Genomic DNA, 18,475 nt, shown 5'->3' with positions numbered 1-18,475 from the left:
ACAGACAATTCGCCGCCAGGCGAATTCCGGGGGCGGAGGGGCATAAAGCCCCTTTAGGAATTCCTGGCGGAATTCCCGCACCCGGAATTCGCCTGGCGGCGAATTCTCTGTGGTTTATGCCGGGCCGCTGGCGCGGCCCTTGGTTCGGCGCGTGAATTTGCCTGGCGGCAAATTCTAGGTTCGTGGGTGGTGTTTTAGATTTATGTATTTTGCCTGGCGGCAAATTTTTTTGTTGGGCCGCTGGCGCGGCACTCCTTTTCTTAATTTTGGGTAGGCGGGTTTCTGCGCTGGCGCGCTTTCCAGTATTATTTTGTCTCCGGTAATTCGCCTGGCGGCGAATTGAATGTGGTTTATGGTGGGCTGGTTTTGCTGTGTTGGGGTGTCGCGGGCCTGGTGGCCCGCGGGTGGTAGTGGGAGGCGCGCGGGTAGGCAGGGTTCGTGCTGTTGGGTGTCATCGGCGCTGGGCGGCCGGTGGAAGCGCTGGCGTTCGGTTTGTCAGTGCGGTGGGGTGAGGGGGCTTCCGTCTATTGGCGAGGGCTGTGTGAGTGCCGGTCCGCGTAGGAGGGTGGCCGTCAGTTCCCGGCCGGCTGTGGCCTCGTCCTCGGAGGCGGCTGGGCGGGGTCGTCCTAGCGCTTCGTAGAGCAGGCCTCGGTGTACGTCGAAGACTGCTTCGACCAGGTTCGCGTAGCGCACGGCGCTGGCGATCAGTGATGCATGGGCGAGCAGGCTGCCGATCCCTGCCAGGAGGAGGGCCCATGGGGTGAGCGCCGTCCAGACGGTCAGCAGGGTTGTCCATGTCCACCAGAGTGCTACTGAGTCGAGTTCGGTCTTGGCGCCGGCGACTTCTGTGCGGGTCTCCTCGGGCAGCAGCAGCCAGAGCGGGGGCCAGCAGCGCACTGCGTCGAGACCGTATTTGTCGTGGACGCGAGTGGCGCCAGCCCGCAGGACGTTGCCGAACCGGGTGGGCATCACCTGGCCCCTGTGTCCGGGGATCTGGGCCAACCGCTGCTCGTAGGAGAGAAGTTGGTCGAGGAGGGCTGGGTCTGCCAGCGCTGTCCCGTCTTCTTCCTCCTGTGTCCCCTCGGCGATCTGGGTGTACAAGGCGGTCCATTGCTGGTCCCACATGTTCTTGCGCTTCCACTGCCGGGCAACGAGCCGTTTCCTGAGCGGTGACAGGGAGCGCGGCCAGTAGCCCTGGAGCATGAGCAGGGCCCCTCGGGCCAGTTGTTCGGCCAGCACCCCAGATGTCGCGATGAGCAGCAGTCCGACGATGAGGACGGCCAGTTGGCCTACCGGGGTGAGCTGGGCAGCACGGTCCCACCAAGCGGTGGCGGTCGTATGGTCGGAGAACAGCCAGGCGCAGGCGCCGATGATCCAGAATCCGCAGGCGGGGCTGAGCAGCAGTCCGATGGCGTGTTCGGACACTCGGCTGGTGAGGCCAGCCCAGAAGCTGGTGATCACCGCAATGTCCTGGGGGCAGGCCGCACTCTGACGTCGTGGGTGGGACAGCGCGGCGGCAGGATACTGGCGCTGCGCCGGTACCAGACGTAGTCGTCGTCCACGGGGCAGGCGTAGCGCGGTGCGGCGACCAGTTCGCCGGGGCCGCTTGGACCGTGTCCTCGGCGGACGGCTTCCTCAGGGACTCCGCGTTCTGTGAACTTCACGGTCCAGTGTGCGGTTTCCGGGTGGGCGCGCAGCAGCGCGTGCACCTGCGAGGCTGCGGCTTCTTTATCACGGGCCGTCAGGGCGAGTGCTGTGGCGAGGCGGACATCTAGTTCTTGGCGTGTGCCGGGCCGCTCCGGGAAGAGCTCGGCCAGATAGGGGCGGATCGCCCGGCCGGCCTCCAGTATCTGCTCACCTGCCGGTTCCATGGTCACCATCCCGTGTAGGTGAACGCGGCCCAGTGATCAGGCGCGGTGTGTGGACGGGCCGCCCGCCAGCCTGCTTCCAGGCTGGCGTCGGATGGTGGTTGTACGGCTTCGATGCCGGGGTAGGCGTCGTGTTTCTCGCCGTTAGTGGTGTCGCGCAGCCAGCGTTGCGCGTCACGCAGTGCCCGGACCGGTTCCTCCCCAGTCCGCCACAGGTCGAAGAAGCGGCGTACGAGCATCGAGCCGGCCACGTCCTGGATCTCCCACAGCGTTCCGACGACGCCGGCCGTGCCCGCCTGGATCATCGCGGTGGGCAGGCCGATGGCTTCCTCCGGCAGTTGTGCGCCGATCACGGCGCTCTGGCATGCCGACAGCATCGCGAGCCGGGCCCGCAGGCCGCGGGTGTCCAGCAGATCGCGGACGGTGATGGTGTCGGTGCCGGTGAGATAGAGGGTCCCGGAGAGCGGGTCGAAGACGTCCGACCGGCCGTGGCAGGCGATGTGGAGAACGGGGTGTTCTGGGAGCGCGGCCCGCACCCGAGCTGCTGTCGCCGCCTCGCCGGAGAGTCGCTGGCCCCGCTCCCACAGGGCGAGTACGTCGCGGGTCTCCTGGGTGGCGTGGGGCAGCGGGGGCATGTCCTTGCGCTCGGCGACGTCGACGGTGAGCAGCGTGTCCGGTTCGATGCGTGCGGCGAGCGTCGAGCAAGCGGTGAGGACTCGGGCGCTGGGGGCCACTGCCAGAGCGCAGACGTCGACAACGAAGTGCGGTCGCGGGGGGTCTTGCGGGTCCAGCGGCCCGGTGCTCGGGAGCCTGGCGGCGTGCAGGGGCAGCAGTGCCAGCAGTCCGTACGGGACGACCGCCAGCACGCCATCGCGGGGAAGCAGATCGAGGACCGGTACGAAGAGTGCCTCGCCGAGCCAGCAGGTGACCCGGTCCAGTACGCGCCGCCAACGGTCGGGATCCGCCGCGCGTGCGTACTGGGCGGAGGCGAACTCAGCCGCGTTGCGCGACACCTGGGCGGCGTCGACGCCAGCCAGGTGCCGCGCCGTGATCCGGCCCGCCCGGTCCACGGCGATGGCGACCGCGCCGTGTGTGCCCGCTGCGAGATACAGCAGCGGGCGGTTGCGGGCCGCCGCGCGTATGTCCTCGACGTCGGGCGCGGCGAGGAACTGGGCGAATCCGGGGACCTGCCGGATCCGTCGGATGATGTCGTGCTGGATGTCCTGCGCCGCCCTCTGCCGCGTGAGGACGGTCGGGTCGGCCGCTGGTTCGTTCGACAGCAGTCTCTCCAGCTGGGCCAGATGCTCCTGCGAGGTGTGGAAGGCGTCCGCCAGGTCCGGGTATCCGGTCTCCCGCAGCCGGTCGAGGGTGGACCGGTCGTGGGCCAGGGCGTCGGCGAGGAGTTGGGCACGGCCGTGTTCAAGCGTGCGGAGGGCTCCTTCCGGATCGTTTGTGTAGACCAGTGACACTGCCGCGTCCGCGTGCAAAGCGGGCGCCTGTCCCAGGGACATCTCGCGGTGAGCGCGGGCGGTCTGGATCCGGTAGAGCTGCTCTGCGGCGTCGAGCGCTTCGGTCAGCGCCTGGGCCGACTCCGGCCACAGGTCCTGTTCGGCGGCCCACAAGCCCCAGGTCCGGCAGACCCGCAGTCGTAGGGACGGCTGATGCTCCGCTGCTCGGGCCGCGTCCCTGAAGACCCGGCTGGCGGCGTCCATGATGTCGGCCGCGCTGTCCGGGCTGGCCGCTCGCAGGCTCAGTACGGACGCCAAGCCGAGCAGCCATTCGGCCCGCTCGGCGGGGGGTGCGGTGGCGACCGCCTCCTGTGCGGCCGTCTCGGCCTCGTTGAGGTCGGCTGCCCGGCCGAGTAGGCAGTAGCGCAGGGTGAGGGCTCGCCCGAGGGCGCCGTACACATGTGCTCGGTCGGCCGACTGTCCGGATACGGCCGTGACGCCTTCCTGGGCTGTCTCGATGGCCTCGGTCAGGACTCCCAGATCGAGTGTCTGCTCGGCCTGCTCGCACAGGCTGTGGGCCAAGCCGCCGAGGCGGGCCGGACGGGAGCGCGCACCGGCCGGGGTGGCGGCCAGCAGCCGGCGGGCGGCGTCCACGCGGCTGTCGGCACCGGAGTGCAGTTCGGCGGCTTTGGTCGGTGTGACCGTCGGGTGCGGCTGGCCCAGGGCCTCCCGCATGGCCATCCTGTTCTGCCGCAGCCGGGCGAGGTCGGGGGCCGATGCCGGGATGTCGGCCATGGCCGATTCCGTCAGGGCCAGTGACCTTTCGGCATCCTGGACCACGCCGTGCGCCCGGTAGCGCCTGGCGAGCGCGACGGCGAGGCTGCTCCGTGCCCACGGCCACCCCGGGGCTCGGCGTACGGCCTCCTCCAGGACCTCCACCGCCTCGGCCGCATCCTGCTGGTGCCCGTGCAGTTCCGCGCGGGCGATCAGACAGCAGCCGAGCGTGTCCAAGGCGGTGGCCGACCGGTCGTGCGCCACGGCACGGCGTGCCACATCTACCATGGCCGAGGCATCGGTCGGGACCCCGTAATTCTTGAACCGCAACAGGAGCGCGCTGGCCAGCCGGACGCAGCTGGTGCTGCGGTCAGAGGTACCGTCCGCGGCGGCCGCGGATGAGTCTTCCGCCTCGGTGAGCACGGTGACGGCCTCGTCGATCACGGTGCGCTCGGCGCCGACCTCGAAGGCGACCGTCAGCTGCGTGCCGAGGGCGAGCAACGCGGTGGGCAGGACCGAGGCGACGACGCGTCGCTCGGCACGCATCGCCGCGCCGAGCCCGTCCGGGGGCTCGGGTGAGGAAGGCGTCGCCCGCCGTTGCGCCATTGTGCGCAAGGCCGCCCGGGCGTCGTCCTCGCTCCCCATCAGCTCCACGCAGCGCCGTGCCTCACCAACCGCCTCGTGGGCGAGTTCCCCAGCCCTGTGCAACTCCCCCTCATCGCCTGTGAGCTGGAAGTTCTCCAATGTCATCCTGCTGACATCCGCCAGCAGCAGGGCACGGCCGTAGGCCCACACGTCGGCCCAGGCCGGATGTCTGAGCAGTTCCTCGAAGATCCACCAGGCTTCTCTCAACCTGCTCACGTCTTTGTCCCGGTCGTAGTGCTCCTCCGCCTGGCCGATGCGTCGGGCGGCCCGCAGGACAACGGGGTGGGCGGCCACCGCCCGCGTCACCGCGTCCTGGGCGAGCAGTGGCTGTGTGTTCGCCAGGAGCAGCAGGGCTTCGAGGGGCGCCGGGGTCATGGATCCTGCCTCCCCTGATCGCCGGCCGGGCCGCCTGGGCGTGGGACGGAGACGGCACCCGGCCGAGAGACCTCAAGCGCCTTCGCCAGGGACAACCAGCGCTGTGCTTCTGCCGGTTGTCCCCGCAAGCCCTCGAACTCAGCGACCCGGAAAGCCGCCTTGGCGTGACCGTACGCCGCCGCGAGCACCAGCCAGCGGTACGCCGTCTCCGGGTCGCTCGGGCGGGTCAGGTGATGGAGGTTGTACATGGAACTGGCCGCGCCCAGGCGGGCACCTTCGAGGTACCAGCGCAGTTCGGTCTCCCTGTCGCCCGCCTCGCGGGCCAGGACGCCGAGGTTGTGGGCGCCTCGGCCGTCGCCCTGCTCCGCAGCTTGGTGATAGGCACGGCGGGCCGCGTCCGGTCGGCCGAGCCGGGCTTCGGCAATGCCCAGCATCAGCGGGGCGTCCGCCAGCTCGGGTGCGGCGGAGACGGCTTCGCGCAGCCACCGGGCCGCTTCCTCGTCGGCGGAGCGCTCCAGTAACAGCCGCCCCAGATCCCGCATGCTGGCCGAGTGCCCTTCGTGCGCACAAGCCCGCCAGACGGCCTCGGCCGCCTCAAGATGGCCGCTGGCCAGGCACATCTCGGCGTAGGGGTAGACCTCGTCGGGCTCGCCGGCGTGCGCGGCACGCTCCAACCAGGGCACGGCGGTGTCCAGTTCCCCGCGTGCGCACAGCAGCGCGGCGAGCAGAAGCTGAGAGGAGCGGTCATCGGCTTCGGCGGCTTGTTCGAGAAGTTCCTCCGCCCGCTCCAGCGCGCCCTGTGTCACACAGTGCGCCCCGAGCATGGCTTTCGCGTCGAGGTCGCCCTCGGCCACTGCCCGCTCCAGCCAGTGCACGGTCACGGCCTCGTCGCCCCGGAGGCGGGCCAGGCGGGCTTGGAGCAGGGCGTTGTGGGGGTCTCCGAGCAGCCCAGCCCACTCGGCCCAGCGTTCGCTCTCCGTATGATCGTCGCGGGCGGCCGCGGCGAGTGCGAGGGCACCGGCCGCGTCGATGTCCCCGGCTTCCGCCGCGTAGCGCTCCCACCGGTCGGCCTCGTCCCCGGCGCCGTGCCCCCGCAGTTGGTCCACCAGTTGCCCGGTCACCGAGGGATCGCTCTCGGCGGCCCGCTCCAGCCAGAGCTGGGCCTCCTCGCCCCGGCCCGAGAACAGCAGCAGACGGCCCAGGTGGAAGGCCGCGTCGGTGTCCTCCTCCTCTACTGCGCGCCGCAGCCAGTTCTCTGCCTCGCCCGGGCGGCCTGCGTCGACCAGGGCGCACCCGAGTTGTCCCATGGCCACCGGGTCCCCGTGGTCAGCGGCGGTGCGCAGCCATTTCTCCGCCGCGTCGAACATCCGCTGGCGGGCCAGAGCGCTGCCGATCGCCTCCGCCTCGCGGGGGAAGATACGGCTGCGGGGGCCATCGGCGGGCGCCCGGTCGAGCCATCGTCGGGCCGCGTGGAGCCGCTCCGGCGTTCCTGTGAACGCCCTGCGCCGTGGCGTGTCATTCATCCGGCAGCCTCATCTGTGCGAGGTCCGTGCCGGCGGTGCGCAGGAACTCCAGCCACGCCGCGCGCTGCCGGATCATGTGGGGCATCGTCGGGGCGCCGATCATCGTCGCGTACGCCTCCAGCACTGCTAAGCCGGCCTGTCCCCGGTCACCTAGCAGTTCGGGCTCGCCGCGCACCACGGCCAGCAGCTCGCGTGTGCTTCCCGCGCGTAGGAGTACGGCCAGGGCAGGGAAGACCGGGTTGCCCGGGTCCGCCCTCTCCATGGTCGTGAGATGGTCGAAGACCGCGCTGCGCTCCCACTCCTGCTGGGACGGGTGCGACCCGTCCCGTGCCCTGCGTCGTCGCCAACCGCCTCGTGGGCTCACGTGTCAAGTTTCGTGCTCGGTGCGGGAGTTGGACATACGTCAATGTGCACCACCCGCTCGTTGCGGGTGATGAATGTTCGAGGGCAGCACGGTCACCGTGCACTGCTTCGTGTCCCGGGAGCGATGGCGGTCGTTTCCTCGGCCGTCTCGACGACCGCCATGCCCTTGGGCGTCTTCGTGGAGACCGCGGTGCCGATGTGCTTGCCCATGGCGGTGCCGGCCCTCGGGCGCGTCACCTCGATGTTCATCCTGCTGTTCGGGAGCAAGGGCGTGCCGGACGGGGAGCCGCCCTGGTGTGGCGCCGAGGGGTACGGCTCCGCGTCCGAAAGCTCCTTCGTTCAGGGCATGTTGTCGCAGTTCACAGTCCTGCGGCTGCGGTCGTAGCAGCCGTCACGACGGATCGCGGCGGACTCGATCGCCGGGTTGCCGGACGTGTTCCTCGGCGTGCGGGCGGTGGTGGAGGGAGGGTCGGGAACTCTGGTGGGACATCAGTCCGTTGAGGTGTCGTCGACGTGCGCGTCGTGGACCGGGAAGGCCTTCATGGGCCGTGTCCGGGTTCCCGACGCCGCGGCGGCATAGTGGTGTTGAGCCCGGCACCAGCCAGGCTTGAGCAGGACAAACGCCCAACCTCCTTGGGGGCAGGAGACGCTGAATGATCTTCAGAAGTGGCTCACCGCCCCAGCGAGTGGTAGCGCGTAGGTAATGATTGGTACCGAGGACCTCTCGCACCTCGACGACGTCGGCTGCAACTGACGCGACTGAGGGCACGCGGTGCTCGAGCACGACCCGAATCCCTGTCTGGACCACCAGGTGAAAGGAGTTCAGGAACCCCTGACGGTGGCGCCGTTGTATCGGCGCCACCGTTCAACCTCATCTGAACTGCAGTTTCGAACAGCGAGGCACAGAGCAGTGACCTTTCCCAACGAGCCCTCGAGCTCGTCTTCCGTCGGGACCGGGCCGTTCTTTCTTGTGGACGGCCGTCTGGTTCCCTGTACTCCCGCACAGGACGCCCCCGGTGTCCCGGCGGGCTCGACGTTCTCGGCCTCTCCGGCCGTGCCGCCGGGTCCGTTCATCGTCGTCGACGGCGCCCCGCAGCCCTCCGAGCCGGGCATGCCGGCGGCTCCGGTACGGGGCTCTACGCCGCTGGTCGTCCACGGCATCGTCCTGCCCCCGCCCGCGGCGGGCACGGCGAGCACCCCGGCCAACGGCATGCCGAACACGGTGTCCTGGCCGTCCGTGGCGATCACGGCGATCGTCGCAGCGGTCGTCGTCGTGTGCATGGTCCTGGGCAAGTCCACCGAGGCGACCATCTCGGGCGTCGTGCTGGTGGGCCTGCTGGCCAACCACATCCGGACCTCGCTGGGCTCCTGACGTCCGGACCCCTTCGCCGGGGCCCCCTTGAGGGGCCCCGGCCTTCGGGCCGGACAGGAAGGAGACCGGTGATGGCCCGTACCCCCGACCCGCTGCCCCAGCGGGACGACCCGGTGATCGAGCTCGCCCGGTTCCTGCGCACCGCGCAGTCCACCGCCAGCACGATCACCGAGTCCATGACCTTGAAGAAGATCTCGCAGCTGTCCGGAGTCTCGGAAGGCTCGCTGTCCAAGGCGCACAACGGCGATCCCCGCGTCTCGTGGCGGACCGTGGAGGGCTGGGTCCGCGCCTGCAACGGCAACCTCACAGGCGCGCGTCGCCTGTGGAACAAGGTGTCCGAACTGCAGGAGGAGCAGGCCTCCGCCGACACGGCCTCGCTGCAGGCCCGGGCGTTCGGCTACTGGGACCGCACCCAGGGCCGCGCCGTGGTGCCGGGCTTGGAGACCGAGGCGCAGTTCCTCCTCGCCCTGACCGCGCTGCGCAGGTACACCGGCGTGTCCCTGCGCGAGTTGGCGCGGGCCACCGAGCGCATCGGCGTCCCCTACAGTCGTGCCACCCTCGGCGCCGTCCTGGCCGGGGAGCGCGCCATGTCCTTCGAGCATCTGGCCGCGGTTCTGGCCGGCTGCGGCGTGCCGGTACGCCAGCAGCAGGGGTGGGCGCGCACCTTCGCCGGCCTCGACCCCGCGCGTGACGTGCGCACCGGCTGGATGCCGCGCTCCCTGCGTAGGTCCCGCCTGATGGAGCCGGCCGGCGAGCAGGCCGAGGACGTAGTCTCCTCCCCCGCGCGCATGCGCTTCGCGTTCATCCTCGAGCGAGCACTGACCGAGGGGGGCGTGAACGTCAAGGAGTTCGCCCTGCGCGCCAGGATGACTATGCCGCTCGTCGACCGGCTGTTCGCTGGCAAGTTCCTGCCCGCCCACATGCTCTCCCGGGCGAGCGAGGCGGCAATCGGCGCGAACCCCCGCACCAGGAGGGAACTCACCATGCTGGCCCAGACACTCGTACGCTCCCCCACCCCCGAGGAACGGCGAGAGTGGAGCCGGTTCTGCCGCCAGAGCGGGATCGCCGAGCCCTGGGCCGGGTAACCGGCCCTCCACCCCCAAGAGGGCTGGTACGAGGTGTTCGTCCACCTCGTACCAGCCCTCTTCGTTCTTTCCCCCCGGCGCCTCGGGGCACAGGCCCGCCCGTCGGACGGAACGGTCTTCCGGGGGAGCTCGGATACCACCAGCAGCACGACATACCGCGTCTCGACGACGTGCTCGGCGCTCCGCCTCAGGGTTCGTCTGCCGCTCTGCATGACGTACACCTCCAGTATCGTCGTCGAGGTCGTCGTCGAGGTCGTCGTCGAGGTCGTCGTCGAGGTGAGCGCCGCGCCGCTCTCGGCGCCTTCTTCCTCTCGCTAAAGGTCCTCTCTGCGAGTCCGCGGGTTCCCGGCTTGCGACATCCGATGACGGCTGGCCCCGGACCCCAGAAACTGCCTGCGCCAGCTCATCCGCATTCTTACGCAGACGCTCCACCGAGGCACAAGCTTTCCGAATCTGTTTCCTTTGGACCATTCTCGTCGTGACTCACAGATCTCTGTCCACGTCACGCACGCTGAGGGGAATTAGACACGAACTGAGCGGGTTCATTCTCACGTCGCAGAATTCCAAAATAGCCCAACCCTGTGGGCTGAATCGTCAGAAGCTACACCCATCACCCGCCGAAGACGCCCAACGTCGACCATTCAGAGGGCACGATCACGCACTCCAAAAAGTGACACTTAGCGACATTTGGAAAGGCTCTCTCATTTTCCAGAATAACCATAATCCGCAAAATATTCACGAAGGCGAATTTGCTATCACTAAGACTGCTGCCCTGTGCAGGGTCACCTGGCGGCCCAGCCAGGTGACAAGGAACCAGCCTGCACAAAGGCCGCGGGCCCTGTGCAAGAACCGTCCATGCGACAGTGGCCCCACTTCGGCTGGCCAGGCAGCTCCTGCAGTGCCCCGAGTACGTCCGCGCCGCTCATGGACCGTCGCAACACTGTGCCAAGGGTCCTGAGGCTGCGGCCCATCGCTGTCTGGGCGGCCAGCTGCTGGATGTCAACTTGAGCCCAGGTCCCGCCGGTATCCAGCGGCCTTCTGCGCACGGCCAGGTCAAAAGGACCAACCGCATCCGGTCTGCAACGTCCACCACCGTCGGCACAGCCAGCCCAGCTGCCCGGCATGAACAGTCTCCAGAGAACGCTCCCACACCGCTTGCGCAAGCTGTTGCCGACAGTGCTCCAGGAAGGCGGGGATCGTCGCGAACTGGTGAAAATACCTGGCCCTGGTGGGAGCATCTCCCAGCCCGCCTTATGGCGCCCCAGCACTGATCTTGAAGCGTTTTCCAGCACTGTCCAGCCATCCGCTACCCGGCCGGATGAGGCCGGGAAAGCCGCCCAACGGGCCTCACACAGGCTGGCACTCCCCCAGCCGGCCAAAACTACAAAGTGGCTGGCGAGCGCAGCAGTTCACAACATTCCTGCCAGTCACCAACCGGGCGATGTCGGGGACCGGTGCTGCAACGACCAGGCGGCCCTTCTGAAGAGCGTCTGCCAGGGCTTCCAGATCAGCCGCAGAGCACGTCCCTCACAGGCAGTCGCTCTAACCTTCGCCTGAACGCTGGCCATGCAACAGGCTTCTGCACCAGCCGACGAGGGGCAGTCCACCGCAGTGGCGTGTGAACGGGGCCCAGAGACAGGCCCCGCCACACGCTCAGAGGCGCAGATGAGGCTGCAACCAGCACCCACGCAATGCTTCCCGTCACCCCGTCTGGACCAACAGATGAAGAATGACGAACAGCCAGGCACAGGAGGGCCCCTGTGCAGGGGCCGACGACCATGCCTGAAGCGACCATACGCGACTCGCTTCGTGTCCTCAGCATGGGCGAGGAACTCAAAAAACCAGAAGCCGATGAGACACTGCGGGACACTTTTGAAGAACGAGTGGCTCTGAACTGGTCAGACACTGAGGCTGCCTGGGTTGTTCATCCCGTCCAAGGCAATCAGCTTCCGGTGCATTGAGGGCCTGCTCCCGCGTTGAGGCACAGTTGACGCCCACCGCAGGATCGCTCCCAACTCTGCCCTCCTTGCGCGATCGGCGCCAGCACTGGCGGGAAGACGAGACAGCGCAAAAGAATGAGTCCCGCATGGCCCCCCCCCAACGGATGCCGGGATGCAGCCTTGTTCAGGCTTGGGCAACGGCCGGGCCACACTGGCCTGGACCCTAAAGCCCGCTCTCTACCCCAGCTGCGCTTATGCCACCATCGCGGCCGCAGCAGGCAGCGCCTGCTGCACAACCACACGACGCAACCGCCCCCACCCAGCGGTAGCTCGGGCCGACAGCACCCGCCCCGACCCTGCCGCCAGCAGCAGCCGCGGCCGGCTCCAGCGTGCAGCAAGCATGACCGTGACGGGCCGTCAACTGACCTGAGCCGACTCGCCGCCCTGGTCTTCCTGGCTCTGCCGGGCACTTCCTGGTCGGGGCGGCTGTCCTGCCGCTTCCGTTGTCTTGGCCAGCCCCCACCCAGCCCGGATGAGTCCAGTGCAGCACGCCCCGTCTCGTACAGGAGGATTGCTGACAGGGCTCTCTGCGTTCCGCACCTCATCACCCCATGGACCAACGCTGAGGTCCCGACTCTCGGAGAATGTCATTTATTTCACAGTTGCAATTTATAGATTCCCTTAACCTCAGGTTCACTAAATTCGGAATATGGTCCGCAGCAAGGTGTGACCTGGTGCGTGGAACTTGGCACGAACAGCGGTGTGCTGCTCACTGGCGGCTCAGTCGCGGGGACGGCACCCTGCGCGGACACCGGCAACGCCTGCAGGGTCGAACGATCCGGGCGTCGGACGGAAGAGGTCTGCCTGACTCGGTGTCGTGTCTACTCTGCCGCCGGAAACCCAACCCGCTCGAATGTCGTACTCGACATATGGTCGAGGCGGTGCTTCACTCATGGCATGGCATCAATTCGCCTTACACGCCCAACACTTGAGGTGATCAAGGTGTTGTTGGCGTCCACTGCCGACGACCCCGCGTGGGGGCTGAAGATCTGCGAGGAAGCCGACCTCGGGTCCGGGACCGTGTATCCGATCCTTGAACGCCTGGTCGACGCCGGATGGGCCACCCGATACGAGGAGACGGGCGAGCACCCAGGACGGCCGAAACGGTACTACTACGAACTCACCGCCCTCGGTCAGCGTGCAGCCTGCCAGGCCAGGGAACGGAAGCCTCGGCTCTTCGGACTGCACGCTGCAGCTGAAGGGGGCCCGGCGTGAGCTCAGAAGAGCAACCTGCTGAGACCGCCGGCCTCGGAACGATGGCTATTGCCGCCGTACTGGCACCGGTGCTCTTCGGCACAGCGGCAGCGATCTTCCTGCTCGTCGGCTACATCCTGAAGATGCTCGACCCCGAACCGGCTTTCGCCCAGACCATGCTCACGGTCGGCTGGGTGTTCGGCGCCGTGACGGCTTTCGCGATCCTGACCGCCGCCATCGGTCTGCTGTTCACCGCTCTGCGCCCCCGCCCTGCTCTGCCGGAGACGGAGGAGGAGCCCAAGGCACCGATGAGCACAGACGCCCCGAGCGACAGGGCCGGACTTCGGACTCTGGCTTTCGCTTCCTATCTTGCAGGAGGTCGCAGGGCGCACCTCCGGGAGGAATGGGCCGCTGTCCTGGCCGGCGACCCCGGGAACGACATCGTCCTCTCTCCACGCCGCAGGATGCACTACGCGATCGGTTTCCTCTGGGCCGCGCTGCGCATGCGGTTCCGCGATCTCGCTGCACCACTGTGGAGGCCTGTGGACTGGCTGCTGTCAGTGGATTCGCGCGCACACACGCTCGTTGCGCTTGCCGTCGGTGCGCAGATTCTGTACATCGAGCACGAGGACGGTTTTCATGCCCTTGTCACAGAGGGCTGGGGCTGGTGCGCCGGGTGCGGAATCACACTCCGGCTGTCTGTCGGTTGGCTCCGCAGAATTCGCGGTATCGAGCTCGCACGAACACACAGCGACTCCCAGCACCAGTAGCAACGCCCCGCGACGCGGGGCAAAATCGACTGTCCCGCCGTCTCCGCCCACGGTCTTCGCATTCCGGCTCAGGTAGGGGCGGAGGCCAACCGGTGGGGCCTGTCGCGACGTCGACGGTCGGGGACGGTGTCCACAGCAGCACGGCGGTCGGCTCAGCGGGGAGCGGGCGGTGGGACGGAGCCGGGCGGTGTGGGCCCGGCCGAGGACGTGGTGGGATGTGCCTGGGGCCGACGCCCAACCGTCGGCGTTCCGCCGGATGCCCGCAGCCTGTTACGGACACCCGGCGGCATACAGGCCCCGGATCAGCGTCTGATGGCCCCCGCGATGTACATCGTGGAGTAACCGATTCCCACGATCAGCGCGGCGGTCCTCATGAGGTGGCGCTTGAGGCTGTGTCTGGCCGTCGTGAAGGGCCCGCGGCGCTGCGGAATCTCCGCGGGAATTACGTCCTCGTGCCGCTGACGCCGCATGTTGGCGATCTTTATGCGGGTCACGGTGAAGTGCCAGATCACCGTGCGGTCCTCCTCCAGTCCGCAGGCGGCCAGGAAGATGTAGAGCCACTCCGTGGTGGGCAGCTGGTTGCCGCCCAGTACCTGGGCAAACGTCGCCTCGGAGATCGGATAGATGCTCCTGCTGCGCTCCACCAGATCCGGGACCGACAGCCCCTTCTCCCGGACGAGTTCGTTCATCAGCTCGATCACGTCCTCAGCGGTGGTGCACAGCGCGAGCGCGGTGTGCACGTGATCAGCCGCCATGACCTTGGTGACCTTCCCGTCCTGGCGCTCGTACTCGAGTGCCAGCTGTACCAGTGCGAGCAGCCCGTCCGGCTGAGCCGGGGCGGGGGCTGGCGCCGGCGCGGAGATAGGGATGAGGGCGGGAGGGGGATCCGTGGGCACCAGTTCGGCAGGCCGCCGCAGTGCTCGCGTGACGCGGGCGCCGACAGGCTGTCGCGGCAGCGGGTTGCTGCCGGTGTCCTCGCTGGTACTGCGGCCGGCATCACGGCGCGCGGCACGGTGCATGCGCTTCCAGTGGGTCATGTCGCCGTCGTAGCCGCAGCCGAGCACGAAGGCCTGCACGGTCTCCCAGGTGGGCACCGACTTGCCGGAGGCAGCCGTGGAGAGGGCGGCGGTGGAGTAGTGCGAGCGCGCCGCGAGCTGGCTGTAGGTGAGATGGCTCCGCTTGCGCAGCCTGCGCAGCTCGATCGCGAGCGAGCGCAGGGACAGCGACGCCTTGGGGTCGATCTCCTTCTCAGGCCGCGCCATGCCCGTCCCCTTCCCGTGCAGCGGCCCGCTGCGAGAACCGCCGTGCGGTGCGCTGGAGCTGGCGGTGTCGGCCGTGGTGGACCACGCGCCGCGCCATCGGGCCCGCCTCCGCCGGGAGCGGCGGACGCTGTCGCGGGAGGGGACGGAACGCCTCCGGGGCAGTGCTACTGGTGTTCGCGACTGTCCGGGCCGTGACCGCGGGCATCGTGGGCGTGTTCGGCAGATCGTGCCCGGACACACCCAGCAGTTGCCGAAGGAGGTCGCCGGTGGCGCCGGAGACCACGGAACCCAGGCTGGCCGCCTGTACCGGGTCCATGCCCATGTGCGCGGCGATGAGGCCCGTTGCCGAGCCTGTGGCGCCGGCGGTGCCGACGGCGATGTACATACGCAGCTTCCTGCGCATCGAGGACCTGTCTCTCCGTACCCGGCTGGCAAGGGGCGGGGTACTCATATGGGTCCCCGCCTGTGAGGGCGGGGACGGGATGTGGCGTGAGTGACTTGGCGGAGCAGCGCTTCGACATGACTGGCCGTCACATGTGCGCGGGCGGAGCGACGCTCGTGTGATTCAGGTGGCGGGTGCAACCGCCGCCCAAGAGCGCTGAGTGCATTCTGCCTCAGCGCTGGGGGGGCGCTGTGTCGACTTGTTTTCGCTGTCGATCCGACAACGATGTCGTCTGACCTGCGACGACTGTTAGTTGACGGTGCAACATCTGATCTACCGTCTTCTCGCTGTCAGGCTCGGACAGTTCCGATCAGCGAACGATCGGACAAGTCCGCTCTGGACCGTATGCACGCCGGATGCATACGGCGTCAGCGTGAACAAGCAGGACGCCGATCGTCTGAACAACCGGAAAAACGCAGGTCAAAACCCACCCGCCGTAAGCGGTGGTTGATCAGATTGATTAGGAAGACCTAACATCTCGTGCCAGGAACGGATTCCGACCTCACAAACTCCCCATGGCACGACACCATGGGGACATCGGCCGGCCTCGCGCCGGCCCCGCCCAAGGCGTCTCTCTGGCGTGAGTGCACCTTGGCTGAGCCCCCCGGTGCAACGGGGGGCCAGAGGCTTCCGCTTCTCCAGAAGCGATGAACAGGACGGTCCCCGAGAGGGATGCCCTGCACGTGCGTGAACAACGGCACTGGTGATCAGGACCGACAATCCTGCGGCCTGTGACGCAGGACACCTGAACTTCTTCGCGGGGCCCGCCGTGTCGAATGCCTATCCGCCTCACGTGAGGCCAACAAAAGTCCCAAGCCGCGCCAGAAGCGGCTTTTCCGTCATTGTTCGCGATGCACGACTATTCCTGCAGCTGCATGGTCAGTGGCAAAGCGCCCGACGCCGGGCCTGAACGACTCCAGGTTCAGGGTCGGCACCTCACAGATGCAGACTCCTCACGGCGAGAAGAGCGTGCAGCGTCAGAGGCGGCGCAAGGCTCCCTGTGAGCATCGCGAGTGCTGGCCGTGCTGAAAGGCGATCGCCCTGCGCACTTCACCGCTCACGGCCCTCTGGCTTGCGGCCTCCGCTCCACGACAGTGACGGACTCGCTTCAGGGGTAGCCGTAGCCAGGCAGGGCAGGCAGGGAAACCGTCGGGTCGCCCAGCAGCACCAGGCTCTGGCGGTCAAGTGCAGCGAGGCGGATGCGGCGCATCTCATCGAGGACGCTGCCGTCGGCGTCATCGTTGAGCTGCGCCTGCAGCGCGAACCAGTCGTAGTACAACTGGCCGACGTCCGCCCGGTAGTCCGCGAATGCGTGGGCCAGCGGCACACCGCCGTACAGCCTGCTGGAGAGTGCCGTGACGATCCGCCTACCGAGGAACTGACCGGTCGAGCCCACCTCCAGCGTCCAGCTGAAGGTGGGCTCGACATGGCCCAACACGGCCCGGACCGGGTTCTCCCGGCCCAATACCCTCAGTGCCGCCGGAGCCACCACCGGGCCGCACGGGGCCACGGCTTCGACCGTGGCCGCGGCTGGCCACTGTGGCTCCAGAAGCGTGGCGTACAGGCTGGCGCCCGCGCCGCCCGCGGAGCAGCAGGCCTGGGCGAAGCAGATGCACCCGCCGGGCAGACCCGCGGAAAGCTGGTCCACTGTGAGAGGCACACGGTTCTGGTCGACCGGCAGGCCCAGCGTGGCCCGCAGAGCGTGCGGGTCGTCGAATGGCTGCACGAGCCCGTGGCTGGAAGTGACCACCAGACCCGGGCGGCTCCCCTCCAGCGCCTGCGACAGGGCACCGCCGGTTGCCCCGGCACCCACGATCTCCTGGAATCCTGCGAGCGGAGGGGGCCTCAACGCCTCCGCCAGCGGACGGCTGATCGCGGTCCGCATCAAGCGCGTCATGACATCGCCGCAGTCCACGGTCCACACCAGGGCTCGGTCGGGCACAGCCTCAGCATCCGCCCAGTCCGTCCGTGTGTGCCGTCCCTCCGGCAGGCTCGGCTCACGGCTCTCAAGTCGGTAGCGGAAATCGGCACAAGCACTTTTCGGCGCTGAGGCCTCTGTAAGTCATCAAGCAGGTTCGGGGGTCGAGGAGGATGATCGGTGCTCACGTGGTCGGCCGTATGCGCCGTACTGGCGATGGCAGGAGGGGCCGGGGTGACCGCGGTGTTACGGGCTTTGGCCTTTCAGCTGCGCGAGCGGAGCCGGCGCAAGACAATGACGGCTGTGCTGTGCAGAATGCAGCGTCGGGGCGGCAGCGTTCAGGTCACCGACGAGAACGGGATCACCTGGGTTTTGCACTCCCGTGGGAGTGAGGGGGACGGAGCGGGGTGAGTGAGGACTCCTTCGACGCTCTCTACCGCACGTGGTACCGGGCTTTGGTGGCCAAGGCCTTCCTGGTCACAGCGGGCCGTCTCAATGCGGCCGAGGATGCGGCGCAAGAAGCCTTCGTGCAGTGCTGGCGCCGGATGAACGACCCCTGCGGACCGTCTGTACAGCACTGGGGCGCGTGGCTGTCGACCACGGCGGTCCGTGAAGCGCTGCGGCGTCGCAGCCAGGAGGTTCCCTTCGATCTGGGGCGACACGACAGTGCGGTCAACGCTCCCGATCTGGCCGTGGAGGTCCAGCTCAAGGAGGTCTACCGCCAGGTGTGCGAGGAGATGGCACGCTTGAAGGAACGGCCTCGCCAGGCAATGGCGTTGCGCTGTATCGCGGGACTGACGACCGCCGAGGTCGCCGAGGAGATGGGAATTACGCAGTCGACGGTACGGGTTCATCTTGCCGAGGCTCGCCGGGCACTGGAGCCGCTGCGGATGGAACTGGCCCAATTGGGGATCGTGGACGACGAGGAGGGAGGGCACCATGGCGAAGACGCCTGCTGAGTTCACCCCTTCCGGACAGGCGGAGGGTGACGAGCTGCCCATGGCAGCACCACCCGCTCCGCCTGAGTTCCCCGCCGAGACCGAGGGGCCTGGGTCCGAACACCCGCTGCCATCTGCACAAGACGTAGCAGTTCTGACATCGGTGACGCGGGCATCCGAGGCCGCTGTCACCGAGGCACTGGCCCCGGTCGTCGACGTCGAGGCCTCGCTCGTCGCACTCAAACAAAGACTCCGCGAGGATTCCCGAGGATCCCGAGCCCGCTCCCTGGCGCAGCAGCGCACCCGGCAGTCGCTGCCGTCGGGCCAGCAGTCCGCACCCCAAAGCCCCTCGCCGGAACGGCGTATCGGCACATCATCAGACCAGCGCACGCGGAGGCGGCTGTTCGGCACGGACGGCGTGCGCGGCGTCGCCAACGCGGACCTGACAGCGGAGCTGGCCCTCGGGCTCTCCGTGGCCGCGGCGCACGTACTGGCCGA

At 68.2% G+C, this 18,475-nt stretch carries 13 protein-coding genes and 2 pseudogenes; 7 read left to right on the top strand and 8 right to left on the bottom strand.

The annotated features are described in order from the left end of the window. Positions 1-495 precede the first annotated feature (495 nt). The 5 genes from ACWDR3_RS41295 to ACWDR3_RS41275 are packed head-to-tail and all read right to left on the bottom strand — an operon-like array spanning position 496 to position 6,895. Positions 496-1,461 carry a hypothetical protein gene (locus tag ACWDR3_RS41295; RefSeq protein WP_450357751.1) on the bottom strand — a complete coding sequence of 322 codons (966 nt, stop codon included), beginning with the start codon at positions 1,459-1,461 and terminating at the stop codon, positions 496-498. Then, positions 1,458-1,871: a hypothetical protein gene (locus ACWDR3_RS41290; RefSeq protein WP_450357750.1), complete on the bottom strand. Its 414-nt coding sequence runs from the start codon at positions 1,869-1,871 to the stop codon at positions 1,458-1,460. Before ACWDR3_RS41290 ends, ACWDR3_RS41295 begins: the two co-directional genes overlap by 4 nt. Before the next feature lie 2 nt (positions 1,872-1,873). Beyond that, entirely contained in the window at positions 1,874-5,110 is a 3,237-nt protein-coding gene (locus tag ACWDR3_RS41285) for a CHAT domain-containing protein (protein WP_450357749.1), read from the bottom strand. Beyond that, positions 5,107-6,633, bottom strand: coding sequence for a tetratricopeptide repeat protein (locus ACWDR3_RS41280; RefSeq protein WP_450357748.1), 1,527 nt, complete (start codon positions 6,631-6,633; stop codon positions 5,107-5,109). Before ACWDR3_RS41280 ends, ACWDR3_RS41285 begins: the two co-directional genes overlap by 4 nt. Beyond that, positions 6,626-6,895 (bottom strand): hypothetical protein, encoded by a 270-nt coding sequence (locus ACWDR3_RS41275; protein WP_450357747.1) that lies wholly within the window; start codon positions 6,893-6,895, stop codon positions 6,626-6,628. The genes ACWDR3_RS41280 and ACWDR3_RS41275 overlap by 8 nt, the downstream gene beginning before the upstream one ends. Positions 6,896-7,120: 225 nt before the next feature. Between ACWDR3_RS41275 and ACWDR3_RS41270 the strand changes: the two genes are divergently transcribed. From ACWDR3_RS41270 to ACWDR3_RS41250, 5 genes and pseudogenes are all read left to right on the top strand, one after another. After that, entirely contained in the window at positions 7,121-7,381 is a 261-nt protein-coding gene (locus ACWDR3_RS41270) for a hypothetical protein (protein ID WP_450357746.1), read from the top strand. 585 nt (positions 7,382-7,966) lie between these two features. Continuing rightward, positions 7,967-8,368: a hypothetical protein gene (locus ACWDR3_RS41265; protein ID WP_450357745.1), complete on the top strand. Its 402-nt coding sequence runs from the start codon at positions 7,967-7,969 to the stop codon at positions 8,366-8,368. Positions 8,369-8,439: 71 nt separating this feature from the next. Further along, the gene (locus ACWDR3_RS41260) at positions 8,440-9,453 is read left to right on the top strand and encodes a helix-turn-helix domain-containing protein (RefSeq protein WP_450357744.1); all 1,014 of its coding nucleotides are present in this window, start codon (positions 8,440-8,442) and stop codon (positions 9,451-9,453) included. 2,897 nt (positions 9,454-12,350) lie between these two features. Next, a complete protein-coding gene (locus ACWDR3_RS41255; RefSeq protein ID WP_450357743.1) occupies positions 12,351-12,668 on the top strand; it encodes a PadR family transcriptional regulator in 318 nt (105 codons plus the stop codon). 17 nt (positions 12,669-12,685) lie between these two features. Then, positions 12,686-12,925, top strand: a pseudogene (locus ACWDR3_RS41250) (hypothetical protein); the annotation flags it as partial. Between the two features lie 794 nt (positions 12,926-13,719). Here the strand turns inward: ACWDR3_RS41250 and ACWDR3_RS41245 are convergent. The 3 genes from ACWDR3_RS41245 to ACWDR3_RS41235 all read right to left on the bottom strand — a co-directional run bounded on the left by ACWDR3_RS41245 (position 13,720) and on the right by ACWDR3_RS41235 (position 17,063). Beyond that, positions 13,720-14,679, bottom strand: a complete 960-nt coding sequence (locus ACWDR3_RS41245) for a helix-turn-helix domain-containing protein (RefSeq protein WP_450357742.1) — start codon at positions 14,677-14,679, stop codon at positions 13,720-13,722. Next, a complete protein-coding gene (locus tag ACWDR3_RS41240; RefSeq protein ID WP_450357741.1) occupies positions 14,666-15,082 on the bottom strand; it encodes a hypothetical protein in 417 nt (138 codons plus the stop codon). The genes ACWDR3_RS41245 and ACWDR3_RS41240 overlap by 14 nt, the downstream gene beginning before the upstream one ends. A gap of 1,147 nt (positions 15,083-16,229) precedes the next feature. After that, complete coding sequence (locus tag ACWDR3_RS41235) at positions 16,230-17,063, bottom strand: hypothetical protein (protein WP_450357740.1); 834 nt, start codon at positions 17,061-17,063, stop codon at positions 16,230-16,232. A gap of 383 nt (positions 17,064-17,446) precedes the next feature. Between ACWDR3_RS41235 and ACWDR3_RS41230 the strand changes: the two genes are divergently transcribed. Both ACWDR3_RS41230 and ACWDR3_RS41225 read left to right on the top strand, forming a co-directional pair. Then, on the top strand, positions 17,447-17,998 hold the full coding sequence (locus tag ACWDR3_RS41230) for an RNA polymerase sigma factor (RefSeq protein WP_450357739.1): 552 nt from the start codon (positions 17,447-17,449) through the stop codon (positions 17,996-17,998). A gap of 142 nt (positions 17,999-18,140) precedes the next feature. Further along, positions 18,141-18,475, top strand: a pseudogene (locus tag ACWDR3_RS41225) (hypothetical protein); the annotation flags it as partial.

It is taken from the genome of Streptomyces sp. NPDC001002, from assembly GCF_053599215.1.
The sequence above is the reverse complement of the archived record's forward strand: the minus strand, read 5'-3'. Positions and strand labels throughout refer to the sequence as shown.